This is a genomic window from Novosphingobium sp. (assembly GCF_039595395.1).
Classification (GTDB): domain Bacteria; phylum Pseudomonadota; class Alphaproteobacteria; order Sphingomonadales; family Sphingomonadaceae; genus Novosphingobium.
In genome coordinates, this window is the sequence record NZ_JBCNLP010000006.1 from 397,034 (window position 1) to 418,928 (window position 21,895).

Below are 21,895 nucleotides of genomic sequence, written 5' to 3' on the forward strand. Positions count from 1 at the left end.
CTGCTGTCCTCAGACCTTGCCGATCAGATCGTTGCGCCTTTTGGCCAGCGCCATCACCTGGCGTTGCGATCCCTGAATGCACAGTGCCGCCGCCAGATGGCCGTTGCGGAACAGGCTGAGCGCAGTTGCATCGTCGAGATCCTGCAGCGCGTCGAGGCTGATGGTGTAGAGCCCTTCCAGCGTCAGGCTTTCACCATCGTCAAAGCGCAGGCTGATGTCGACGGGTTCGACCAGCCGCAGGCGCACCATGTCCTCGATGAAGGTCCGCGTGGCCTCACGCCCCTGCACCAGCGTGCCGATGATGCGCTGGATCAGGCGCGTTTCATCACTCGGTTCGCCCGATGCGTCGAAGAGCGGCACGCTGGCACCTTCACCGAAACGGGGGTTTTCAAGGTCGATGGCAATGGTGTCGCCCTCGATGAAAAAGCCCTGCCGCGCCAGTTCCAGCGGCACGAACAGGGCCTTGCCCTTGTCCGCACCATCCACCAGCAGTTCACCGGGCCTGAAGCCGAAGAGCGCCACCACATTGAACCGCCCGGTCTCCGGGTCTTTCACGAGGAACAGCGGGCAGGAGGTCGCGGCGAGACCGAATTCGCCGATGATGACCTGAACGCAATGCGGGCGATCGGTCGCGGCGACATGCATTGACACATTGCGATGGCGCTCGCTGTTGAGCAGTTCCAGCTTCTCGATCCCCATGTTTCCTCCCCTATGTCTGTTATAAAGTCTGTTCTGCGCAGGATGTCTATCTGGTCTGTGAGATGGTCCGGCCCATGGTCTTTGCCGACCAGACTCCAGCGCAGATAAGTTGCCATTTCGATAGCGCTACCTCGACTCCCTGTCCAGAGTAGCGCGCGGCTCAACGGTGATCCAGCGCTCTGTCGCTCTTGTGTCTCAAAGGCATGGTGTGGGCCTTCAACTCCGTCGTCCTCAGGTTGAGTCGCGAGGGCGCGGCCTGCACATTGATGTTGCGCGGAATGCTGCATGTGCTGCCATGCGTGGTGAAGGTGACGTGCGGCTTGTTCTTCTCTGTTCGAACGGAGGTCTTGATCGATATTGTCTCAAGCGCGGTCTGCACAGTCGCGCCAATTGTGGGAGGTTGAATGGCAGGGCTAAGATAAGAGAAAATATCAATTTTCTTGCCGCGAAGCATCTGCTTTACCCGATGGACTCCGCGCCAGCCATGCCATCGAACTTACAAGATTGAGGCTTCCGGGTGACAGTTCAGATCGCGTGACTTTACCCCTACAAATAGCTATTGATAGCGCTACCGTTATGGTCTATCCCACAATGCATAAGGCGTCGAAGCAGGCGCAAGCAGGGGAAGGGACGCGCTTTTTTCAAGGCGCCGAACATCACGATTTGAAAATTTGAAGAATAGCGACGCAGGCAACTTCGGGGGTGCTCTGCAGCGGGAGTTGTGCGTCGTGCGTGGACCTGGGCGGAGGGCAATTCCGTCAAAAAAACAGAGGAGAGGGTATGGCCTGGCAGCTTAATTGGGGGTTGATGGTTTCGGGCGCGACATGCGCCATGGTTGCGGCCATCAGCACGCCGGCCTTTGCGCAGGATGCATCGCCGTCACCTACGGCGAGCGCGGCCCCTGCGCCTGAGGACGCGCCGAGCATCATCGTGACGGGCATTCGCGGATCGTTGCAGCGCAATCTGGATATCAAGCGTGCGGCGCCGGGCGTTGTTGACGCCATTTCAGCGGAAGATATCGGCAAGTTCCCCGATCCCAACGTGGCCGCCTCGCTCCAGCGCCTGCCGGGCGTGTCGGTGCAGATTTCGGGCAACCGCGGCGAGGCGACCGGCGTGACCGTGCGCGGCTTCAGCGGCGACTTCAACGAAACGCTCTATGACGGGCGCCATATCTCGACGGCCACCGGCCAGCGCTCGGTCGATTTCTCGACCGTTGGCTCCGATTTCGTCGGCCAGCTCAGCGTCTACAAGACGCCCGACGTTTCGGTGTCGGCCAGCGCCATCGGCGCCACCATCGACATCGCCTTCCCCAAGCCCTTCGATCACCCCGGCTTCCATGTGGCGGCCGCGATGTCGGGCTCGATCCAGGATCGCAAGGGCAATGTCGTGCCCTCGGGCGGCTTGCTGGTCAGCAAGACCTTTGCCGACGACACCATCGGCATTCTGGGCGACATCGCCTATTCGCGCCACGACACCACCACCAACCATGTCTTCGTCAATGGCTGGGAAGGCGGCTATTACGCCCCTTGCCAGCTCTCGGGAAGCACGGCGGCCACCTGCAATCCGGGCTCGACCACCAGTGGCCTCGCCAGCGACAAGCAGAATGTGCTGGGCTGGTTCCCGCAGCAGGCCGGCGCCGAGCAGACCACCACCCGCGACGAGCGCGTCGATGCACGCCTCGTGCTGCAGTGGAAGCCGACCGACAAGCTGCTGCTGACCGTCGATGACAATTTCAGCAGCCAGGTCGTGCAGACCAACAGCTATGGCTATGCCGCATGGTTCAACATGAGCAGCCTGACCAACGTCAAGCTGGACAAGAACGGCACCACGGTTGACTTCAACCAGCCCGGCACACCGATGGACATGAATGCCGGCATCGCCCATTCGCTGATCAACACCAACCAGTTGGGCGCCAACCTCAAATATGAGGCGACCGAGCATCTGAAGTTCGACTTCGACGCCGCCTTCGCCAAGAGCTGGCTCAACCCCAATGGCGAGATCGGCAACAACAGCTCCGATATCGGCTATGGCGGCATTCTGGGCGCCAACACCGGCCTTGCCGTCACGGGCAACAGCAGCAACACGCTGCCGGTGCTGCATGACATCGGGCCCTCGGGCAATGCCGGGCAGTTCCTGAACACCTCGGTGATCGGCTCGCATGTGATGGTGCGCCAGGCCCAGCAGAACACCGACGTGGTGCGCCAGTTCCACGCCAAGGGCACGTGGGAGCAGGAGAACTTCAAGCTGCAGTTCGGTGGTTCCTATACGGAAGACACCTTCCGCCTGCAGGCCAGCGATACCTTCACCAACAATTACTGGCAGGCCTATGCCGGTTACGGCACCGCTTCGGGCCGCACCACGGGCGTGGCGCTGCCCTCGAGCATCTATGGCGGCACGATCAGCACCGCCAACTTCATTCCGGGTTACAGCGGCAATCTGGCGCCGGGCATCCTGACCTACAATCCGCTGGCCGTGTATGCCTATCTGCAGAGCCTGGGCAATCCGCAGACGACCAATGTGCCCGGCTACAACTATGGCTGCTGCACGGGCTTTACCGGCGCGCTCAATCTGGCGCTGAGCCCCTCGAGCGTGGCGACCATCAGGGAAAAGAGCTGGTCGGCCTATGTGCGCGGCAGCTTCACCACCGATATCGCCAGCATGCCCTTCCACTTCGTGTCGGGCCTGCGTTACGAGAACACCCATCTCGACACGCTGGCGCTGGGCCAGACGCCTACCGCCCTGACCACCAGCACCGCCGACCCGACGCTGCTGACCACGGTCTATGCCAACAATGGGGCGACCAACACGATCGTGGCGGGAAGCAGCTACAACTATCTGCTGCCCAGCATGGATCTGAAGCTGGAGCTGACGCCCAAGCTGCATCTGCGCCTCGATGGTTCGCGCACGCTGACGCGTCCGGGTCTCTCCAAGCTCAATCCGGTGCTCAATGTGGGCTCGGGCCAGCGCGTGGGCGCCCTGACGGCGACGGGCGGCAACCCCAACCTCAAGCCTTACCTCTCGGACAATTTCGACGCCGCCGCCGAGTGGTATTATGCGCCCAACTCCTACTTCTCGGTCGACTTCTTCCTCAAGCATGTCAGCAACTTCATCGTGGCGGGCGTGCAGCGGCAGACGATCAACGGCGTGGTCGATCCCACGACCGGTCAGCTTGCGCAATTTGCCGTCTCGCAGAATGTCAACGGACCCGACGCGACGGTGCGCGGCGTGGAAATCGCCCTGCAGCATGTGTTTGGCCGCAGCGGCTTCGGCTTCACCGCCAACGCCACTTTCGTTGGCACCAACAAGCCCTACGATTCCAGCGACATCAGCCAGAGCGGCTTTGCCGTGACGGGCTTGGCCAATTCGGCGAACCTGGTGGCCTTCTACGACAAGCACGGCTTCCAGGCGCGTGTCGCGGTCAACTGGCGCGACAGCTATCTGCTGCAGTTCGGCCAGAACCAGAACACCGGCCAGTTCGGCGCCGAGCCGACCTTCGTCAACAGTCAGGTGCAGGTCGACCTGTCGTCGAGCTATGACATCACCAAGCAGGTCTCGGTGTTCGGCGGCATCACCAACATCAACAATTCGACCTACAGCACCCATGGGCGTTTCAGCAACCAACTGCTTGATGCCTACAGCTATGGTCGTCGCTTTACATTCGGTGCACGTTATCATTTCTGATAACAGCTGACGGCGGGCCGGTGAGGGATCACCGGCCGGCCACTTCTTTCCCGGACACCGCAGGCGATCCATGACTGAAAAGACAAGACATATCGTCATCGTGGGCGGCGGCACCGCCGGTTGGCTGGCCGCAGGGATCATTGCCGCGCGCCATCAGGGGCGCATGGCTGCGGGCTTTACCGTGACGCTGGTGGAATCGCCCGACACGCCGATCATCGGCGTGGGTGAGGGGACCTGGCCGACCTTGCGCTCCACCCTGCAGAAGATGGGCGTGTCGGAGACCGATTTCTTCCGCGAATGCGATGCATCTTTCAAGCAAGGCGCCAAATTCGCCCGTTGGACGACGGGCGCGGAGAATGATGCCTATTACCACCCGCTGATGCTGCCTCAGGGCTTCGAGCAGGTGAACCTTGCCCCCCATTGGCTGAGCGGCAAGACGAATGGCAGCTTTTGCGACGCAGTCTGCCCTCAGGGCGTGATCTGCGACAACGGCCTTGCCCCCAAATCCATCACCACGCCCGAATATGAAGGCGCGGCGAATTACGCCTATCATCTGGATGCGGGCAAATTCGCGCCCTTCCTGCAGAAGCATTGCTGCGAAAAGCTGGGCGTGCGCCATGTGCTGGCCAATGTGACCAAGGTCAACCGGGCCGACAATGGCGATATCGCCAGCATCGAGACCGACCGGGCGGGCATCATCGCGGGCGATCTTTTCGTCGATTGCACCGGCTTTCGCGCGCTGCTGATCGGGCAGACGATGGGCGTGGGCTTTCGCGACTGCTCCGACGTGCTGTTTTGCGACACAGCGCTGGCGGTGCAACTGCCTTACGAGAGCGAGGATGCGCCGATCCCCACCCACACCATCTCGACCGCGCAAAGCGCCGGGTGGATCTGGGACATCGGCCTGCCCGCGCGCCGGGGCACGGGCCATGTCTATTCCAGCCGCCATATCAGCGAGGGCGAGGCCGAACGCGAATTGCGCGCCTATCTTGGCCCGGCGGGCGCCGATCTGCCGATCCGCAAGATTCCTATCCGCTCGGGCCATCGCGAGACCTTCTGGAAGGGCAATTGTGTCGCCGTCGGACTGGCGGCCGGTTTCCTCGAACCGCTCGAAGCCTCCGCCATCGTGCTGATCGAGCTGTCGGCCAAGCTGATCGCCGAGCAGATGCCGATGACGCGCGGTGTGATGGATATCGTGGCCAAGCGCTTCAACGAGACGACCCATTACCGCTGGGGCCGCATCATCGATTTCCTGAAGCTGCATTATGTGCTCTCAAAGCGCGAGGACAGCGCCTTCTGGCGTGACAACCGCGATCCGGCCACCATCCCCGAGCGCCTGCAGGATTTGCTGCATCTGTGGCGTTATCAGGGCCCATGGTTTCACGATGAGTTCGACCGGCTGGACGAGGTCTTTCCCGCCGCCAGCTATCAATATGTGCTCTATGGCATGGACTTCCGCACCGAGGTGGATCCTGCGATGCTGGCTGCCGACGAACGCATGGCAGAGCGGGCTCTGCGCGAAAATCGCGCCCGGATCGATGGGCTCAGCCTGCGCCTGCCGCGCCACCGAGAATTGATCCGCAAAATTGTCGATTATGGCATGCAGCCCGTCTGAGGTTGCAGTCACCGAAACCGGGGAGAGTTGACCATGCACGCATCACCTGCCGCGCGCGCCTGTCTGCGCGCGTTGCTTCCGGCCGCCGCTTTGGCCGCCAGCTTCGCTGGACAGGCCTTTGCTGCCGAAACGACGCAGATGACCCCCGAAGAGCTGGCCACCGGGACCGTGGCCAAATTGACGGTGGACGAGAAGATCGCGCAACTGGTCAATGTGGCTCCGGCGATCCCGCGCCTTGGCATTCCGGCCTACAATTGGTGGACGGAATCGCTCCATGGCGCTTTCGGGCCGGTGCCCACCACCAACTTCCCCGAGCCCATCGGCCTTGCGGCTACCTTCAACCCGCCGCTGCTGCATGATGTGGCAGGCGTCATCGGCACCGAAGTGCGCGCCATGCACACGCTGGGGCGCGAGACCGGCCATCTGGGCAAGATCGGCACCGGGCTCGATACTTGGTCGCCCAACATCAACATCTTCCGCGATCCACGCTGGGGCCGGGGGCAGGAAACCTATGGCGAGGACCCTTTCCTTACCGCGCATATGGGCGTGGCTTTCGTCACCGGCATGCAGGGGCCCGATCCCGCCCATCCGCTGGTGATCGCCACACCCAAGCATTTCGCGGTGCATTCGGGGCCGGAATCCACCCGCCATGTCGCTGACGTTTTCGTCTCGCGCCATGATCTGGAAGACACCTATCTGCCCGCCTTCCGCGCCGCGATTGTGGAAGGCAAAGCCGGTTCGATCATGTGCGCCTACAACCGCATCGATGGACAGCCGGCCTGCGCCAGCGACAATCTGCTGAAAGACCATCTGCGCGGAGCATGGGGCTTCAAGGGCTATGTCGTGTCGGACTGCGATGCGGTGGTCGATATCGCTGACCATCACAAATATGCCACCGACCCGGCGGCGGGGGTGGCTGCGGCCTTCCGCGCGGGGGTGGACAATGAATGCCACACCGGCACCATCGGTGAGGTCCCCGGCCTTGGCGCGCGCTATGCCGAGGCGCTGAAACGCGGATTGCTCACCCAGGACGATCTGGATCGCGCTCTGGTGCGCCTGTTTGCTGCGCGATATCGCAACGGCGATCTGCCCGGCATTGCCGGACCCAACACCAAACCTGTCCCGGCCACGATGGTGGACACGCCCGAACATCGCGCCATGGCTTTGCGCGCTGCGGTCGAAAGTCTGGTGCTGCTCAAGAACGACGGCACGCTGCCGCTGCGCAAGGGTGTCCGTGTGGCGGTGATCGGGCCGCTGGGCGATGCGACGCGCGTGCTGCGCGGCAATTACTCCTCGCCCGCCTCCGCGCCGCCCGTTTCGATTGTGGAGGGCATCCGGCGCGCCATGCCCGATGCGCAGATCACGCTGGTGCCCTTCACCGCCTCGATCACCGATGGCGACCCGGTGCCCGCCGGGCATTTCCTGACGCCCGACGGCAAGCCCGGCCTGCATGCCGACTATTTCAACGCGGTCGATCCCGCCAAGCCGCGCGGCGAGCGGACCTATGCCGCCACGCCCATCGCAAGGCGCACCGAAGACCGTCTGGTCTCCTATGCGTCTCGCCTCAAGCAGGCGTCGGATGCCTATAAGGTGGTGTGGAGCGGCTCCTTCGTGGTGCCGGAAACGGGCACCTACCGCCTCGGCGTTACCGGCGTGAAGGGCGCCATCACCGTCGGCGGCAAGCCTGCCGTGGCCTCCGACCATTACTCGCAATGGGGCGAGGCGCCCAAGCTGGTCGAGGTGGAGCTGAAAAAGGGCGAGCGCTATCCGCTGCATTTCGAGATGGAAGCAGGCGGCGCGGCAGAGCCCAACTTCGTATGGAAGCGCATCTCGCGCGATGAGGCTGGCGATCTGCACCGTGCCGTTGCCAATGCCGATGTGGTGCTGGCCGCCGTGGGCCTCACCTCCGATCTTGAGGGCGAGGAGATGCCGGTCAAGGTCGATGGCTTCTCCGGTGGCGACAAGACCTCGCTCGACCTGCCCGCCGATCAGCGGGCCTTGCTGGAAAGCGCCAAAGCACTGGGCAAGCCGCTGGTGGTGGTGGCGATGAACGGCAGCGCCATCGATCTGAGCTGGGCACGCGACAATGCCAATGCCATCCTTGAGGCCTGGTATCCCGGCGAACAGGGCGGTCTTGCGGTGGGCCATGTGCTTTCGGGCGAGGCCAATCCGGCGGGGCGCCTGCCGCTGACCTTCTATCACACGCTGGCCGATCTGCCCGCTTTCGACGATTATGCCATGGCCGGGCGCACCTACCGCTATTTCACCGGCAAGCCGGTCTATCCCTTTGGTTTCGGGCTCAGCTACACCAGCTTTGCCTATGCGGGGCTGAACGTCACGCCGCTGGAAGGCGATGCTGCAAAGGGCCTGCATGTCACCGCGCAATTGCGCAACACCGGCCAGCGCGCGGGTGACGAGGTGGTACAGCTTTACCTGCGCTTCCCTCAGGCGCCCGGCGTGCCCAATATCGCGCTGCGCGGCTTCCAGCGCGTGACGCTGAAGGCCGGCGAAGCGCGTGAGGTCAGCTTCGATCTGACCCCGCGTGATCTCAGCTCGGTCGATCCCGATGGGGTGCGCGCGGTGCTGGCGGGGCAGTATCAACTCAGCCTCGGCGGCGGGCAGCCGGGGCAGGGCCTGCCCACGGTGGAGACCGGCTTCACCGTCAGCCATGGCGCGCCGATCCCCCGCTAAACCCATTTTCGATCATCCCGGATGCGCCCGGTGCGGCGCAGGAGACCTGCCATGCTATCCGCTCGCCATCTGATCCTGCTGGCTGCCTTGTCCGGTGTGTCCGGCCCGCTTTGGGCGCAGCCTGCCGGGCAGGTCACCGCCGCCTCCACCCCGCCGCCTGCCGTGGCGATGGGGCATCATGTGGAGGCGCCGCTCTGGGCGGTGGAACGGCGCCCCGGCGATGGCACCGGGGCCTATCATACCGGCCGATACCCCAATCTTTTCGCGCAGCAATTGGGTGTCTCGCCCCAGGAGACGCATGCGCGCATCGATGCCATCTACCGGCAACTCTTCCATGGCGACGGGCAGGAGCAGCGGCTCTATTTCGAGACCGGCGCCAATGCCAATGGCCCGCTGGCCTATATCACCGACTGGGCCAACAATGATGCCCGCAGCGAGGGCATGAGCTATGGCATGATGATTGCCGTCCAGCTTGGCCACAAGCGCGAGTTCGATGCGCTGTGGAATTGGTCGAAAACCTATATGGAGGTGACCGATCCGGCCAATCCCTCCTATGGCTATTTCGCCTGGTCGATGAACACCGACGGCACGCCGCGCAGCACCGGCGCGGCGCCCGATGGCGAGCAATATTACGCCATGGCGCTCTATTTCGCGGCCAACCGCTGGGGCAATGGCAAGGGAATTTACGACTACCGCGCTCAGGCCGACCGCATCCTGCGTGCGATGCGCCACCGCGCGGTGAAGACCGGAACGCCGCCCTTCCGCATCCATCCGGGCGACGCGCCCTTTGTTGAGCCCGACCAGCCATGGCCCAGCATCAACAACCGCGCCGAGGCCGCCGAGGCCAGGGCCGCAGGTCGCCCCTGGCCGCCTGTCCGCAAGCCGCATCCGCCTCGCCCCGCCAGCGTGGGGCCGATGGTGGATGAGAGCCACGCCATGGTGCGCTTCGTGGCCGAGACCGAGGTGCCGGGCACCGATGCCTCCTATCACCTGCCTGCCTTTTACGAACTATGGTCGCGCTGGGGGCCGGTGGAGGATCGCGCCTTCTGGGCCAAGGCGGCGGATGTCAGCCGTGACTTCTTCGTGAAGGTGACCAATCCGCATACCGGACTGGCGCCGGATCGCAGCTATCTCGACGCCAGCGCGATGCAGACCTATGACGGCCAGCCCTACCCCTTCGGCTATGACAGTTGGCGCACCGCCAGCAACTGGTCGGTGGACAGCAACTGGTGGGGCAAGGATCAGCGCCAGAAGGGGCTCAGCGATGCTATCCAGAGCTTCCTGACCCAGCAGGGCGTGAATGGTTTTCCCGACCGCTATACGCTGGATGGCAAGCCGCTCTCCACCCGTCATTCGCCGGGCATGGTGGCGGCAACCGCCGTGGCGGGCCTGGCGGGAACGCCGGGGGATGCCTCGCGCGGCTTTCTGCGCGCGGTCTGGGCGATGCCCACGCCTGCGGGAGAACAGCGCTATTTCGATGGCATGGTCTATCTGATGAGCATGATGCATCTCTCCGGCGAGTTCCGCATCATTCAGCCGCGCAATCGGCACTGACGGCTTGCCAGCCATCGCACTCAGAGCGGGCGCGATGGCTGCGATGATCTTATTTGGTGCGCGGTGACAGCCATCCGCTATCGGCCAGCCAGTCGTTCAGGCGATCTGGCCAGTGCAGGATCGAAATACGGTTCGATTCATCCAGATTGAAGGCATGCGTGCTGTCGGCATACATGTGAAGTTCGGCGGAGATGCCGGCCTTGCGCAATTGCTCATAGAGTTGCACCGAGGGCGCCGCGCAGCAGGGATCGAGGCTTCCAGCCACCAGAAACGCCGGAGGCGCGGTGGACGCGGCGGTGGCCGGAATGCCATGCGGGCCGGGAAACACCAGGATCTGGAAATCGGGCCGTGCCGACAGGCGATCGATGGCATCGGTCACGGGGCGGCTGGCTGGTTCGGGGTTGTCGGCGATCAGGGATACCAGCTCTCCGCCGGCGGAAAAGCCCATGGCGCCGACACGGGCAGGATCGATGCCATAGTCCTTCGCATGGGCGCGCACCCATCGCATGGCCCGGCGCGCATCGTCCGCCGCATCTGCATCGACCGAGTAATGCGAGCCGGGCTCATGCGCGAGGCGGTATTTGAGCACGAAGGTCGTGATCCCCATCCGGCCCAGAGCGGTGGCCACTTTGGTGCCCTCATTGGTCCACACCAGCAGTTTGTGGCCGCCGCCGGGGATGATGACCACCGCCGCGCCATTGCGATGCGCGGGGTCGACCGGAAAGGCGAGGAGCGAGGGATCGTGGATGTTGCGCACCCAATAGTCGCGCCCGACCTCTGCCTCATGGCGGCGCGCGGCTGAACCGGGGGCCCCATTGGGCCACAGGGGGATCGGGGTGTAGGCAGGCTTTTGCTCGGGGGCGGGGTCTTGCGCATTGGGCTGAGCGATGGCGGACGTGGCGGTCAGCAGCGAAAGGCCGAGAAGGAAGGCGCGCATCATATCATAGGATCTCCATCACTGTGTTTATCGCCTTGTGCGCGGCTGGAATACAGGCAGCGGTCGTGCTTGCCATGTGTTCGTCCTTGCTGGTGACGTTCATCGCCGTATCGAAAATGATATTCGTATCGCATTGGCGCGATATCATGCCGATCAATATGCAATAAGTCGGGATCCCAAGCCTGCGTCGGGCAGCATCTCTGGCGCGCGAATCATGATGGATCTCCCGGCTTTTCTTATGCCTCAAGTTTACAGATAGCGTTACCATCGCGCAATCTCGGATCGCGCTTCCTGGGACAATCTCGCTCTTTTATGGTTGCGAGAGGATATGCGGTTGCGGCTCAGGCGCCAGGTTGCCTACGGATCCGGCCATGAGATGAGGCGTGATTCCACGCTTGTCGATCCAGATCGTCTTGGCTCGTCCAGTTTTAGCCCCGGCGGAAAATCGATTGTTGATTGCTGCTCGTGTTATGAATTTTTCGTGGAAGGCTATGTGTAAAAGCAAAAACAGGATGCCGCTTTGGTGATGATTTGCGAAAGAGGATGAATATTGTTCTTTGTGGCATCCTATTCGATTGTGAATCGCTGTGACCATCTTTACATTCCGCATCATCCGAACGCCATGAAGCGTATAAGAGGGAGATGGGTATGAAGAGGTGGTCGCAGGCGTGTTTCGGACTTGCACTGGCCGCACTGTCGCCAACCGGAGCGAGCGCTGCGCCGGCGCCCGAACGCCCGCCGTTGACCAGCGTTTCGCATATTGCGGTCTATGCGCAGGACCCGGCCAAGGCAGAGCGTTTTTACGTTCATGATCTTGGCGCGGTCCGCCTGCCCGATCCGGAAGCAGCCTCCGGCGCGCGCTATTATGTCTCACCAAGCCAGTTCGTCGAAGTGCTGCCGCTGCCGCCGGGCACGGTTTCGCTTAACCGGCTGGCGCATATCGCGCTGACCACGCCCGATGCGGAGAAGATGCGGGCCTATCTGGCCGCGCATAAGGTGGCGGTGCCCGCGAGCGTCAAGGTGGCGCCGGATGGCAGCCGCTGGTTCTCGGTCACCGATCCGGAAGGGACGGAGGTCCAGTTCATGCAGCCGCCGACCCATTTGCCCGATGTGCCGGTCAACGCGCTGTCCGATCACATCATCCATGTCGGCTTCATCATCCACAACCGCGCCAATGAGGATCGTTTCTACAAGGATATCCTTGGCTTGCGGCCCTATTGGGAGGGCGGCATGCACGATGATCACCGTGACTGGATCTCGATGCAACTGCCCGATGGGCATGACTGGATCGAATATATGGTGGTCGGCACGCCCGACACCAAAGGTGTGCCCGCCGATATGAGCGCGGCGACGCTGGGCATCCTCAACCATTTTTCGCTGGGCGTGCGCGATACGCGCGTGGCCTACACGCTGCTGTGGAACGGCGATCGCCTGCAGGGGCAGCCAGAGACGCCCAAGATCGGCCGCGATGCCAAATGGCAGCTTAACCTGTTCGATCCGGACGGGACGCGCGCCGAAGTGATGGAGTTCCACGCGATTGGCAAGCCGTGCTGCTCGCCCTTCGCCGCGCCCGATCCGGAAAAGTAAGCGCGTGAGCACCATGCGCACACTCCAGAGGTCTGCCGCGCTGGCGGCAATGGCGGGGCTGGCGCTCGCCGCCCTGCCGCTTCATGCGCAGGAGCATGCCGATGTGCCCGGCAGTTCGCTGGCGAACAGCCCGCCCGGCGCGCCGCTCGCGCCGGACTGGGCCTATCCGCAATCGACCACACATAATCAGGTCGGCCCGCCGTCCGGTTTCCATCGGGCCAGCCGGGTTGAGGCCAGGCCGATCGGCATCTTCGATGGGCAGGCCGATGTTGGCGCGGCGGTGGCGCCGGGGCGGGCTTCGCTGTCCGGGGCGACCTATACGATCGAGGCGGCGGGCTACAATGTCTGGTACACGCGGGACGAATTCCGCTTTCTGTTCAAGACAATGTCCGGCGATGTCTCGCTGGCGGCGGATATTGCCTATCCGCATGGCGGCTTTGGCGATCACAAGGCGCTGCTGCTGATCCGCCAGTCGCTGGAGGATGACGCCAGGGAGGCCTTTGTCGCCCTGCATGGCGACGGGATGATCCATCTGGCGCAGCGGCCCGAAGCGGGCAAGCGGATCAGCGACATGGAGTATCGCATCGGCAGTCGCGGCGGCCTGCCGGGAGGACAGTCGCCCGACAGTCTGGTGACACTCAATGCCAAACGGATCGGCATCGAGAAGAAAGGCAATCAGTTCACCCTATGGGTGAGCGAGCAGGGCGAACCGATGCATCAATTCGGGGCGCCGATCACCTTGGAGATTGCCGGGCCTTTCTATGTCGGCATCGGCTTTTCCTCGCATCTGCCCGGCGTGACGGAAACCGCGACGCTTTCGAATGTGGTGCTGGACAACAGCGCCGGTCATGTGCGCTAGGGCGCCCATGACCGGCGCCGGTTTTACACGGCGGTGCGGATCCCCACCGCCGTGGCCGGATCGTAAGCGCGGCGATAGCTGCTCTCGATTGCCACCGTCTGCCCGCCCTGGGCCAGTGATTGCATGATGGCATGCATGATCCGCATGTCCTGCAGCCCTTCCTCGCCGGGCGAGACATTGGGTGCCCTGCCGTGGATCACATCGGCGAACCAGTTCATTTCATTGCCGAATTGGTCGATCTCCGCGATCTGGGGCTGAGGATCGTTTTTGCCGCCCAGAATGCGGATGCCATTGCCGCCATAGAAACAGGCCGGATCGGCAACCATCCGCCGCTCGCTGCCGACCACCTGCCAGGCCATGGTGCCCGGCTGCGAGAAGCAGGACGATCCTTCGCCGATCGCGCCCGAGGGAAAGCGCATTTGCCAGGCCACCATGTCATCGACCGTCCTGAAGCGCGGATCGCTCTTGTCGGTGCGGGCCCAGCCGCGCACGTCCACCGGCTCTTCGGCCAGCAGATAGCGCGTGGCGTTGATGCCATAGATGCCCATATCGGCCAGCGCTCCGCCGCCCGACATCGTCCTGTCCAGCCGCCATACGTCGGAAGGGTCGGACAGGTCGGTCTGCTTGCCCATCACCGCATTGACCAGACGCGGTGTGCCCACCGCCCCTTTGCGCATCATCTGCATGGCGGTGACGTTCACCGGCTCGTACTGGCAGCGATAGGCGATCATCAACTGGCGCTTCGCCGCCTTGCCCGCCGCGATCATCCGCTCGCATTCCTCCAGCGAGACGGCCATGGGCTTTTCGCACAGCACATGCTTGCCGGCCTTGAAGGCGCGGATGGTGAAGTCGGCATGCATCGCATTGGGCAGGACGACGTAGACGACCTGAATAGCGGGGTTTTTCGCGATGCTGTCGAAATTCTCGTAAGTGTAGATCGCGCTTTCGGGCAGACCATATTGCGCGGCGACCTTGCGCGCTTTCTCCGGCTTGCCGCTGACCAGCGCGGCGAGATGGGCATTCTTCGTGGCCTTGAGCGCGGGCAGGATCTGCCCCAGGCTGAGCTTGCCAAGGCCCACCACCGCATAGCCGACCGATCGCGCCGATCCTGGCTGGGCATGCAGCACGCCGCCCGCCGAAAGCGTCAGCGCCGCGCCCGCGCCCAGTTCCATCACATCGCGTCTTGTGATCACGGCATCCTCCGTTTTCTGTGTTCTTGGTCCGCTTCAGCCAGGCCGGGCGTTCAGCGGGGTGAAGGGCTCGTTGGCGGGGATATAGCGGATCGACACATCCTTGATGAAACCGGCGAGCCATTCGGCCAACAGCTTCATGCCGATATCCTCGGTGCCCATATGGCCCAGAAGAATGATGCCGCGCGGACGGCCCAGCAGGGTGGAATCCTGCGCAAAAGCGGTCGCATCATAGGTGGGCAGATGGCTGTCCGCCCCCTCGGCCGCTTCGCCGCCAACGATGACATCCACATCATCGTCGAGGGTGAAATCGGGGAAGGCATAGCCCACGCCGATCGCCACCTTGCGCACCATCATGTCGCGCGGACCGGTGATGCGGTGGGCATGCGTACCGGTACGCCTGGTGACATAAGCGGCCAGAGCCTCCAGAGTCATCGGCTGAGGCAAGGTGACCACGGGCCAGCGCGGCGCGGCGCCGTTGGCAGGCTTGTCCGCCTCCCAGCCCAACAGGCTGAGCTGACCGGCAAACAGCGGATCGGGGCGCATGCGGTGCGCCAGATCATGGTTGCGCCAGATGACCAGCCCATGCTCATCGATAAAGGCCTTCTTGGCCAGATAGACCGGATCGCCCGACAGAGCCTCAACGCTGTCGTTGTCGCTGTACCATGTGTCCTCATGGGAGATGATGAAATTGCGCCCTTCGGCGACCGCCCGTTTCAGCATGTCGAAGGTGGACATGCCGGTGGTGGCGATGCCGGTGACCACCGTATCGGGATTGCCGTTCTTGAAGGTGTCGCGATACGATGGGTGCGGTGGCGGGCCGACGCCTTCTGCGGCGGCCTTCGCGTAAATCGCATCGACGATCTGCTGCGGCGTCATGGCTCAAGCCCTCCAGAACGGGTCAGCGTGAGGCGCGAAGCTGACGGGCAGGCCGGGGTGCGCTGCCTTGAGCGCAGCCGCCAGCGCGCGCGTGCCCGGCTGTTGCGACAGGATGCGGCCCAGAGCCACCAGCCCCTTCGGATGCCCCGCCGCATGGCTGTCGGCGATATAGGGCACCAGTTCCCATTCGCGCAGGTCGCCCGCCACCAGCACATCGGCCTGCCGCAGACGGGGCAGCGTCGCGGCCATCTCGGTGGTGCCGGGCACCACGCAGACCTTGCGCACCGGCATGGCCGGATCGCCGATCATCCGCAGCCCGCCATGGGCGCCCACCGCGCTTTGCGCCCGCTGAACCAGCGTGCCCAGCGTGATGGGCGCCGTGTCGAAGATCCAGCCGTCAGCCGTTGTGCTCAGGCCCATCGCCCGCGCCAGATGGCCGGTGAAGAGCGGGTTGTCGGCGGAAGGGCCGGGCGCTTCGCTGCGGGTGGGCAGGCGATAGACGACCAGCTTGTGGCCGGCGATGAAAGCGGATTTTTCCCTGAACACCGGTTGGGCAAACAGCCGCTCGGCGCCCGCCCTGGCCATGGGATTGGCATCGGCGGGCAGCGGGCGGCTGTAGAGCGGCGCCTCGGCGCTGAGGATCAGGTTGCAGCCGCTGGCCACCGCCTGACGCAGCACGACAAGGCTGGGCATGGTGGCGACCATGATGCCGGTCACTTGCGTATCGCCGCTGCCATGGATCAGCGTGGCGCTCGCCAGTGTCGAGGCGGCACCGGCGGGCAGCGTGCCGCTGCTCAGCAGCGCGGCGGCACTCATGCGCGTGGCGGCGGCCATGGCGGGCAGGGGCGCGGCCAGCGCGATCCCTGCTCCGCCTGCCATTACGGAGCGGCGGGTTAGCGTGTCATTGCGCATGGGCATCTCCCCAATAGGGCTGCATGAAGGTGATGAAGCTTGACCAGTTGGGCAAGGGTGTATGACCAAATTCATGCTGGCGGAAGCCGATATGCCCTTGGGTCAGGGTGGTACCAAGCTGGGGGAACCGGGAGGGCTCCAGCCCTTTGCTGCCCAGCAATCTCCATACTGGCGAGGCGGCGCTGGCGGCCATGAACATGCCTTTGGGATCCACCCAGGCATCGCCGGGCACGGCATCGGGCGGGGCCAGCATCAACTGGCCGCCGCCGATGAAGACCAGACGCGGGGCGACCAGCGCGATCAGCTCATGGGCATCCACCGGCAGCTCGGCGGGGCTGTGATCGACCGAACCATATGTCAGGAAAGCCGGGGTGAACCAATGCGCCTCGTCGCTGGTGAGATTGCCGATGCCCTCGCCATAGTTGCGGCGATAGAGCGCCGCGCCCCCGGCGCCAGAGGAGCTGATGTAGCCCGCCGCAAAGCGCTGGTCGAAGGCCAGCGCCACCAGCGCCGCCTTGCCGTTGCGCGAATGGCCGAAGATGCCCACGCGCCTTGCGTCGATCCTTCCGTCGGTCTGCATCCAGTCGAGCGCGCGGCTGCAGCCCCAGGCCCAGGCGCGCAGCACACCCCAGTCATGCAGTGAGCGCGGCGCCCCCCGGTTGGCCAGACCGATGACGCCCGATGTCAGCCCGGCGCTGTTGTCGGCCTGGATCGACGCGGTGTCGATGGTGGCATAGCCCCAGCCCCGCGCGGCCATCTGCTCCTCGGCGGAGGGGACGGCGGGCTGAGCCAGCTTGAAACCGGGCGGAAGATGAAAGGGCCGCAGCGAGCCGATCATCAGCATCATCGGCACACGCCCCTTCGCGTCGGCGGGCGTGCTGACTGTCATCAGAATATCGACCGTGATGCCCGGCGCGGCGGCATTGTCGGCATGGCCCACCAGCTTGCGCGTGATCATGGGGTGGCCGCCGACGGTTTCGTTGACGGTCTCGGCGATGCGCCAGTGGATGGCGGGCGCGGAGGCGGGCACGCGCCCATAGACCTCGGATTCGAAGGCGGCGAGGATCTGTGGACGACGCATATGCCACCATTGCGCGGCGGTGGTGATGGCGGTGCCGTCCTGCGCGGTGAGCGCCGGGGGCAGGGGGGCGCCCGTGTTTGCTTTGGCCTCGTCGAAATTGGCGAAATGGGGATCGTTGCGGTCGCGCCCGGCACGCGGCGCCACCGTCTGTTTGACCCCGGCCAGATCCAGCTCCTTGCGGTGCATGGCGGCGCTGGCTTCGGCGATCTGCTGTGTGGTGGGGGCTGGCGCGGCTTGCTGTGACCACGCGGGCGCGGCCATCAGCATGACGCTTGCCGCAGGCACGATCAGTCTGGGCGCAACCTTTGGCAAACGCATGGCGGTCCTCTTATCCCGGAAGCATCGAGCGCCGATTCTGATCGTCCGGCTTGAAGCCATCATGGGGCAGGGCAGGGCTTTGCACAATCATATAATATATGATTTCTTCAGGAAATCGGGAGCATGGATGGCAGGATTGCCCTCGGAAATTTCGGGGTATATCTGATAGGATTTGCCGGATCGCACAGGCCCGACCATTGAAGCATGGGCCGATGATGCTAGGATAGGAGCGCCGGGGGGAAGCTGGTGACGTGATGATACGGCGCTTTCAGGCCTTCCTTGCGGCTGCAAGATGGATTGGGCTTTTCGGATATGTCACTTCCTCCTGTTGTGCGTGGCTTGCATGCTGTCCCTCGCGATGCTGCGGAAGCTGCGCCCCTGCCCCCCACCTTTGTCGAGCGGGCCTATGATTACCTGCTCTCGATGATCCTTTCGGTGCAGATCGCGCCGGGCGAGCGGATCGCGATCGACAAGGTGGCGCGCAAGCTGGACATTTCCCAGACCCCGGTCCGGGAAGCGCTGAGCCAGCTCGAGGCGGAGCGGCTGGTGCTGAAAACGCCCAATGTCGGCTATCGCGCCAGCCCGCCGATGAGCCCGTCCGAAGTGCGCGAGGTCTATACCTTCCGCATGCTGATCGAGCCCTATGTGGCCGAGCAGGCGGCGCGCAACATGGATGATGACTCGCTGGCGGTCCTCCACAGCATCGAGGAGCAGATGGGCACGGTGGAGGAAGGCGATGAGCGGTCCTACGCGCGCTTCGCCGAAGCCGATGCCCGGCTTCACCGGCTGATCGCCGACGGCAGCGGCAACCGCCTGATCGCCGATACGATCGAGCGGCTGCATGCTCATCTTCAGATCTTCCGCTCGCTGTACCGCACCAATGCTCCGGAAGAGGCGGCGGTGGAGCACCGGCGACTCATCGCCGCTCTGGCGGCGCGCGATCCGGAGGCGGCCCATGCGGCCATGCGCGACCATCTGGTCGCATCGGAACGGCGGATGGAACTGGTGACGACACCGGCCGGGGGCGGCCAGAAAGGGCCTGCCAAGGCCTGATAACACCAGGATCGGCATGCGTTTGAGGCAGGCTTGACACTGCCTGGGGGAGCACGTACCAATCTCGACAATATCATATATGATATGAATCGGGAGATCGTTGGATGCCCCATGGGTGTGTGCCGGGCCTTGGGAAGAGGCGCCGTGTTCAGTCTTGCGCGGCTCGTATCGGGTTGGGGGTGGTCCCGGCCCTTGTGGCTGTGGCCGGCCCTGCACAGGCTGAAACAGTCGTCCTGCGCGATTTCACCCTGATCGATGGTACGGGTCATGCGCCTGTCGCGCATCAGGCGCTGGTGATGACCAACGGGCGCATCGCCTGGATGGGCCCTGCTGCCAGCGTGAAGGTGCCCAGGGGTGCCAAAGTGCAAAAGCTGCCCGGTACATATCTGTTGCCCGGCCTGATCGACAACCATGTGCATCTGGGCCTCGTCAACGGTCTGGCGCAGGATGTGAAGTATCAGACCCCTGGCAGCATCAATGCCCAACTCGCCACCTATGCCGCCTATGGCATCACCAGCGTGCAGACGCTGGGCACCGAGAAAGAGCTGATCTTCCCGATGCGCGCTGCGCAGCGGGCCGGGCGGCCCGATCGCGCGCGCATCTTCACCGTTGGCATGGGCGTGGTGTTCAAGGGCTCCTATGGCGGCGTTCCGGGCCTCGACCAGAAGGTGGCCACGCCCGAGGAGGCGCGCCGCATGGTCGATGCGCAGGCCGCCAAAGGCGCCGATGCGATCAAGCTGTGGGTGGATGACGAGTTCGGCTCGATCCCCGAGCGCATGCCTGCGGCAATCAGCACTGCGGTGATCGGCGAGGCGCACAAGGATGGCAAGAAGGCCATCGCTCATGTGTTCTATCGCGACAATCTTGAGGAGTTGGTGCGCGAGGGCGTCAACGGCTTTGCCCATACGGTGCGCGACCAGCCGGTCACCGCTCGGGACATCGCCGCGATGAAGGCCAAGGGCGTATGGCAGATGGCGGCCACGCTCAGCCGCGAGGCTTCCTTCACCTACAGCACATTGCCTTTCCTCAACGATCCTTTCTTCGCGCGCGGGGTAACACCCGCAGTGCTCAGCGAGTTGGGCAGCGCCGAGCGGGCGCAGAAGCTGACGTCCTCGCCCACCTTCCCGAAGTATCCGCAGGTGCTCAGGCTGGCGATGGAGAATTTCGCCGCCGAGGCCAAAGCGGGCGTGCCCTATGGCATGGGCACCGACAGCGGGCCGACCGGGCGCTTCCCCGGCTATTTCGCGCATTGGGAGCTGGAGCTGATGGTGAAGGCCGGGATCACGCCGATGCAGGCCATCGTGGCCGCCACCAGCAGCAATGCCCGCTTTATGGGCGCGCGTGACATCGGCACGGTGGCGGTGGGCAAATGGGGCGATCTGCTGGTGCTCGATGCTAATCCGCTGAGGGATATCCGCAACACCCGCAAGATCCGCGCCGTCTTCATCGCGGGCAAATCCGTGCCCACCATCTGGGAAAGCTGCGCAGGCCGCCCCGCAGAGGCCTGCGGTGCCCGGCCGTGACCGTGGCCGTGGTGACCCCCGCTTTGGCAAGACCCACGCGCACGCGCTATGTGGTGCTGGCGCTGGTGATCGCGGCCTATTTCATCACCTATATCGACCGGGTGCTGCTGTCGGTGGCGGCGCCTTTCATCGAGAAGGACTTTCATCTCGACACCATCACCGTGGGCAAGGTGTTGATGTGCTATTCCATCGCCTATGCCCTGTTCCAGATTCCGGGCGGCTGGTTCGGCGACAAGGTGGGGCCGCGTCTGGCGATGAGCTGCGTGGTGATCTGGTGGTCGGCGCTGACCGCGCTGACGGCCTTCAGCACCTCGGCGGTGAGCATGGGGATCTGCCTGTTCATGATCGGCATGGGCGAGGCGGGGGCTTTCCCCATCGCCAACCGGGCCCTGTCGCGCTGGATGCTGCCCTCCGAACGCGCGCTGGCGCAGGGGGCCACCCATGCCGGATCGCGGCTGGGCAGCACGCTGACGCCGCTGATGGTGGTGCCGCTGGTGGGGCTGACCGCATTGAGCTGGCGCTTGCCCTTTCTGGTCTTTGCCGCAGTGGGTGTGGTCTGGGCGCTGGGCTGGTATGCCTATTATCGCAACATGCCTGCCGAACATCGCAATGTGAATGAAGGCGAACTGGAGCGCATCACCGGTGCTCTGGGCCATTTCGCCGGAGGCAGGCGCAAGGTGCCCTGGGCGCAGATCCTGTCGAACCGGCAGATGTGGATCCTGGGCGCGATGTATTTTTGCTACGCCTATGACATCGGCGTGTTCCTGAGCTGGTTTCCCAAATATCTGACGGCGGCGCGCGGCATCGAACTGACCCATATGGGGTTCTACGCCTCGGTGCCCTTTCTGGCCGGATTGCTGGGTGACGTGGCGGGCGGGGCGCTGTCCGATCACCTGCTCAAGACGACGGGGCGCCATGGCTGGTCGCGCCGGATTGTGTCGGTGACGGGCTTCTGGACCTCGGCGGTGGCGGTCAGTCTGGCGGCGCTGGCGCAGGATCCGGTGGTGTCGGTCGGCTGGTTCGCGCTGGCGCTGTTCTTTCTGGAGCTGACGGTGGGCGTGTCATGGGCGGTGACGCTGGATGTCGGCGGCGAGTTTGCCGGCTCGGTCTCGGCGGTGATGAACACGATGGGCAACATTGGCGCGGCAATCGCCGTGGGGGTCACGGCATGGTTTGCCACCCGTTACGGCTGGGCTTCGGCCTTCGGTGTGGTGGCGCTGCTGGGGGCGGTGGCGGGCTTGCTGATGTTGCAGGTCGATCCGACCCGGCGGTTCTACAGCGATACGACACAGGACGATAATTCGGTTTGATACGCC

General features: G+C 64.0%; 16 protein-coding genes. 9 read left to right on the forward strand and 7 right to left on the reverse strand.

The annotated features are described in order from the left end of the window. Window positions 1-9: 9 nt before the first annotated feature. Window positions 10-699, reverse strand: coding sequence for a SapC family protein (locus tag ABDW49_RS21895; protein ID WP_343615223.1), 690 nt, complete (start codon window positions 697-699; stop codon window positions 10-12). A gap of 160 nt (window positions 700-859) precedes the next feature. Continuing rightward, window positions 860-1,153: a hypothetical protein gene (locus tag ABDW49_RS21900; RefSeq protein WP_343615225.1), complete on the reverse strand. Its 294-nt coding sequence runs from the start codon at window positions 1,151-1,153 to the stop codon at window positions 860-862. 326 nt (window positions 1,154-1,479) lie between these two features. On the opposite strand from ABDW49_RS21900, the gene ABDW49_RS21905 reads away from it, so the two are divergent. The 4 genes from ABDW49_RS21905 (at window position 1,480) to ABDW49_RS21920 (ending at window position 10,240) form a co-directional block, all read left to right on the forward strand. Beyond that, window positions 1,480-4,380 (forward strand): TonB-dependent receptor, encoded by a 2,901-nt coding sequence (locus tag ABDW49_RS21905; protein WP_343615227.1) that lies wholly within the window; start codon window positions 1,480-1,482, stop codon window positions 4,378-4,380. 70 nt (window positions 4,381-4,450) lie between these two features. Next, the gene (locus ABDW49_RS21910; protein WP_343615229.1) at window positions 4,451-5,995 is read left to right on the forward strand and encodes a tryptophan halogenase family protein; all 1,545 of its coding nucleotides are present in this window, start codon (window positions 4,451-4,453) and stop codon (window positions 5,993-5,995) included. 33 nt (window positions 5,996-6,028) lie between these two features. Beyond that, complete coding sequence (locus ABDW49_RS21915; RefSeq protein WP_343615231.1) at window positions 6,029-8,686, forward strand: glycoside hydrolase family 3 C-terminal domain-containing protein; 2,658 nt, start codon at window positions 6,029-6,031, stop codon at window positions 8,684-8,686. A gap of 51 nt (window positions 8,687-8,737) precedes the next feature. Beyond that, window positions 8,738-10,240, forward strand: a complete 1,503-nt coding sequence (locus tag ABDW49_RS21920) for a glycosyl hydrolase family 8 (RefSeq protein WP_343615233.1) — start codon at window positions 8,738-8,740, stop codon at window positions 10,238-10,240. A gap of 49 nt (window positions 10,241-10,289) precedes the next feature. Here ABDW49_RS21920 and ABDW49_RS21925 read toward each other — a convergent pair whose 3' ends face one another. Beyond that, window positions 10,290-11,180 (reverse strand): alpha/beta hydrolase, encoded by an 891-nt coding sequence (locus tag ABDW49_RS21925; RefSeq protein WP_343615235.1) that lies wholly within the window; start codon window positions 11,178-11,180, stop codon window positions 10,290-10,292. A 645-nt stretch (window positions 11,181-11,825) separates the two neighbouring features. Here ABDW49_RS21925 and ABDW49_RS21930 point away from each other — a divergent pair. Further along, window positions 11,826-12,764, forward strand: a complete 939-nt coding sequence (locus tag ABDW49_RS21930; RefSeq protein ID WP_343615237.1) for a VOC family protein — start codon at window positions 11,826-11,828, stop codon at window positions 12,762-12,764. Window positions 12,765-12,768: 4 nt separating this feature from the next. After that, window positions 12,769-13,623, forward strand: a complete 855-nt coding sequence (locus ABDW49_RS21935; RefSeq protein WP_343615239.1) for a hypothetical protein — start codon at window positions 12,769-12,771, stop codon at window positions 13,621-13,623. Between the two features lie 23 nt (window positions 13,624-13,646). On the opposite strand, the gene ABDW49_RS21940 is transcribed toward ABDW49_RS21935, so the two are convergent. From ABDW49_RS21940 to ABDW49_RS21955, 4 genes are read right to left on the reverse strand one after another with little or no spacing between them, the layout of a single operon-like run. Beyond that, window positions 13,647-14,816 carry a Gfo/Idh/MocA family oxidoreductase gene (locus tag ABDW49_RS21940; protein ID WP_343615241.1) on the reverse strand — a complete coding sequence of 390 codons (1,170 nt, stop codon included), beginning with the start codon at window positions 14,814-14,816 and terminating at the stop codon, window positions 13,647-13,649. A gap of 33 nt (window positions 14,817-14,849) precedes the next feature. Then, on the reverse strand, window positions 14,850-15,692 hold the full coding sequence (locus ABDW49_RS21945; RefSeq protein ID WP_343615243.1) for a Nif3-like dinuclear metal center hexameric protein: 843 nt from the start codon (window positions 15,690-15,692) through the stop codon (window positions 14,850-14,852). A gap of 3 nt (window positions 15,693-15,695) precedes the next feature. Further along, window positions 15,696-16,604, reverse strand: coding sequence for a hypothetical protein (locus ABDW49_RS21950; RefSeq protein ID WP_343615245.1), 909 nt, complete (start codon window positions 16,602-16,604; stop codon window positions 15,696-15,698). Then, window positions 16,594-18,003, reverse strand: coding sequence for a hypothetical protein (locus ABDW49_RS21955; RefSeq protein ID WP_343615246.1), 1,410 nt, complete (start codon window positions 18,001-18,003; stop codon window positions 16,594-16,596). The genes ABDW49_RS21950 and ABDW49_RS21955 overlap by 11 nt, the downstream gene beginning before the upstream one ends. Before the next feature lie 312 nt (window positions 18,004-18,315). Here ABDW49_RS21955 and ABDW49_RS21960 point away from each other — a divergent pair, with 312 nt between their 5' ends. From ABDW49_RS21960 to ABDW49_RS21970, 3 genes are all read left to right on the forward strand, one after another. Next, window positions 18,316-19,056, forward strand: a complete 741-nt coding sequence (locus ABDW49_RS21960) for a GntR family transcriptional regulator (RefSeq protein ID WP_343615248.1) — start codon at window positions 18,316-18,318, stop codon at window positions 19,054-19,056. A gap of 179 nt (window positions 19,057-19,235) precedes the next feature. Further along, window positions 19,236-20,579, forward strand: coding sequence for an amidohydrolase family protein (locus ABDW49_RS21965; RefSeq protein WP_343615250.1), 1,344 nt, complete (start codon window positions 19,236-19,238; stop codon window positions 20,577-20,579). Then, window positions 20,576-21,889, forward strand: coding sequence for an MFS transporter (locus tag ABDW49_RS21970; RefSeq protein WP_343615251.1), 1,314 nt, complete (start codon window positions 20,576-20,578; stop codon window positions 21,887-21,889). Before ABDW49_RS21965 ends, ABDW49_RS21970 begins: the two co-directional genes overlap by 4 nt. Window positions 21,890-21,895 lie beyond the last annotated feature (6 nt).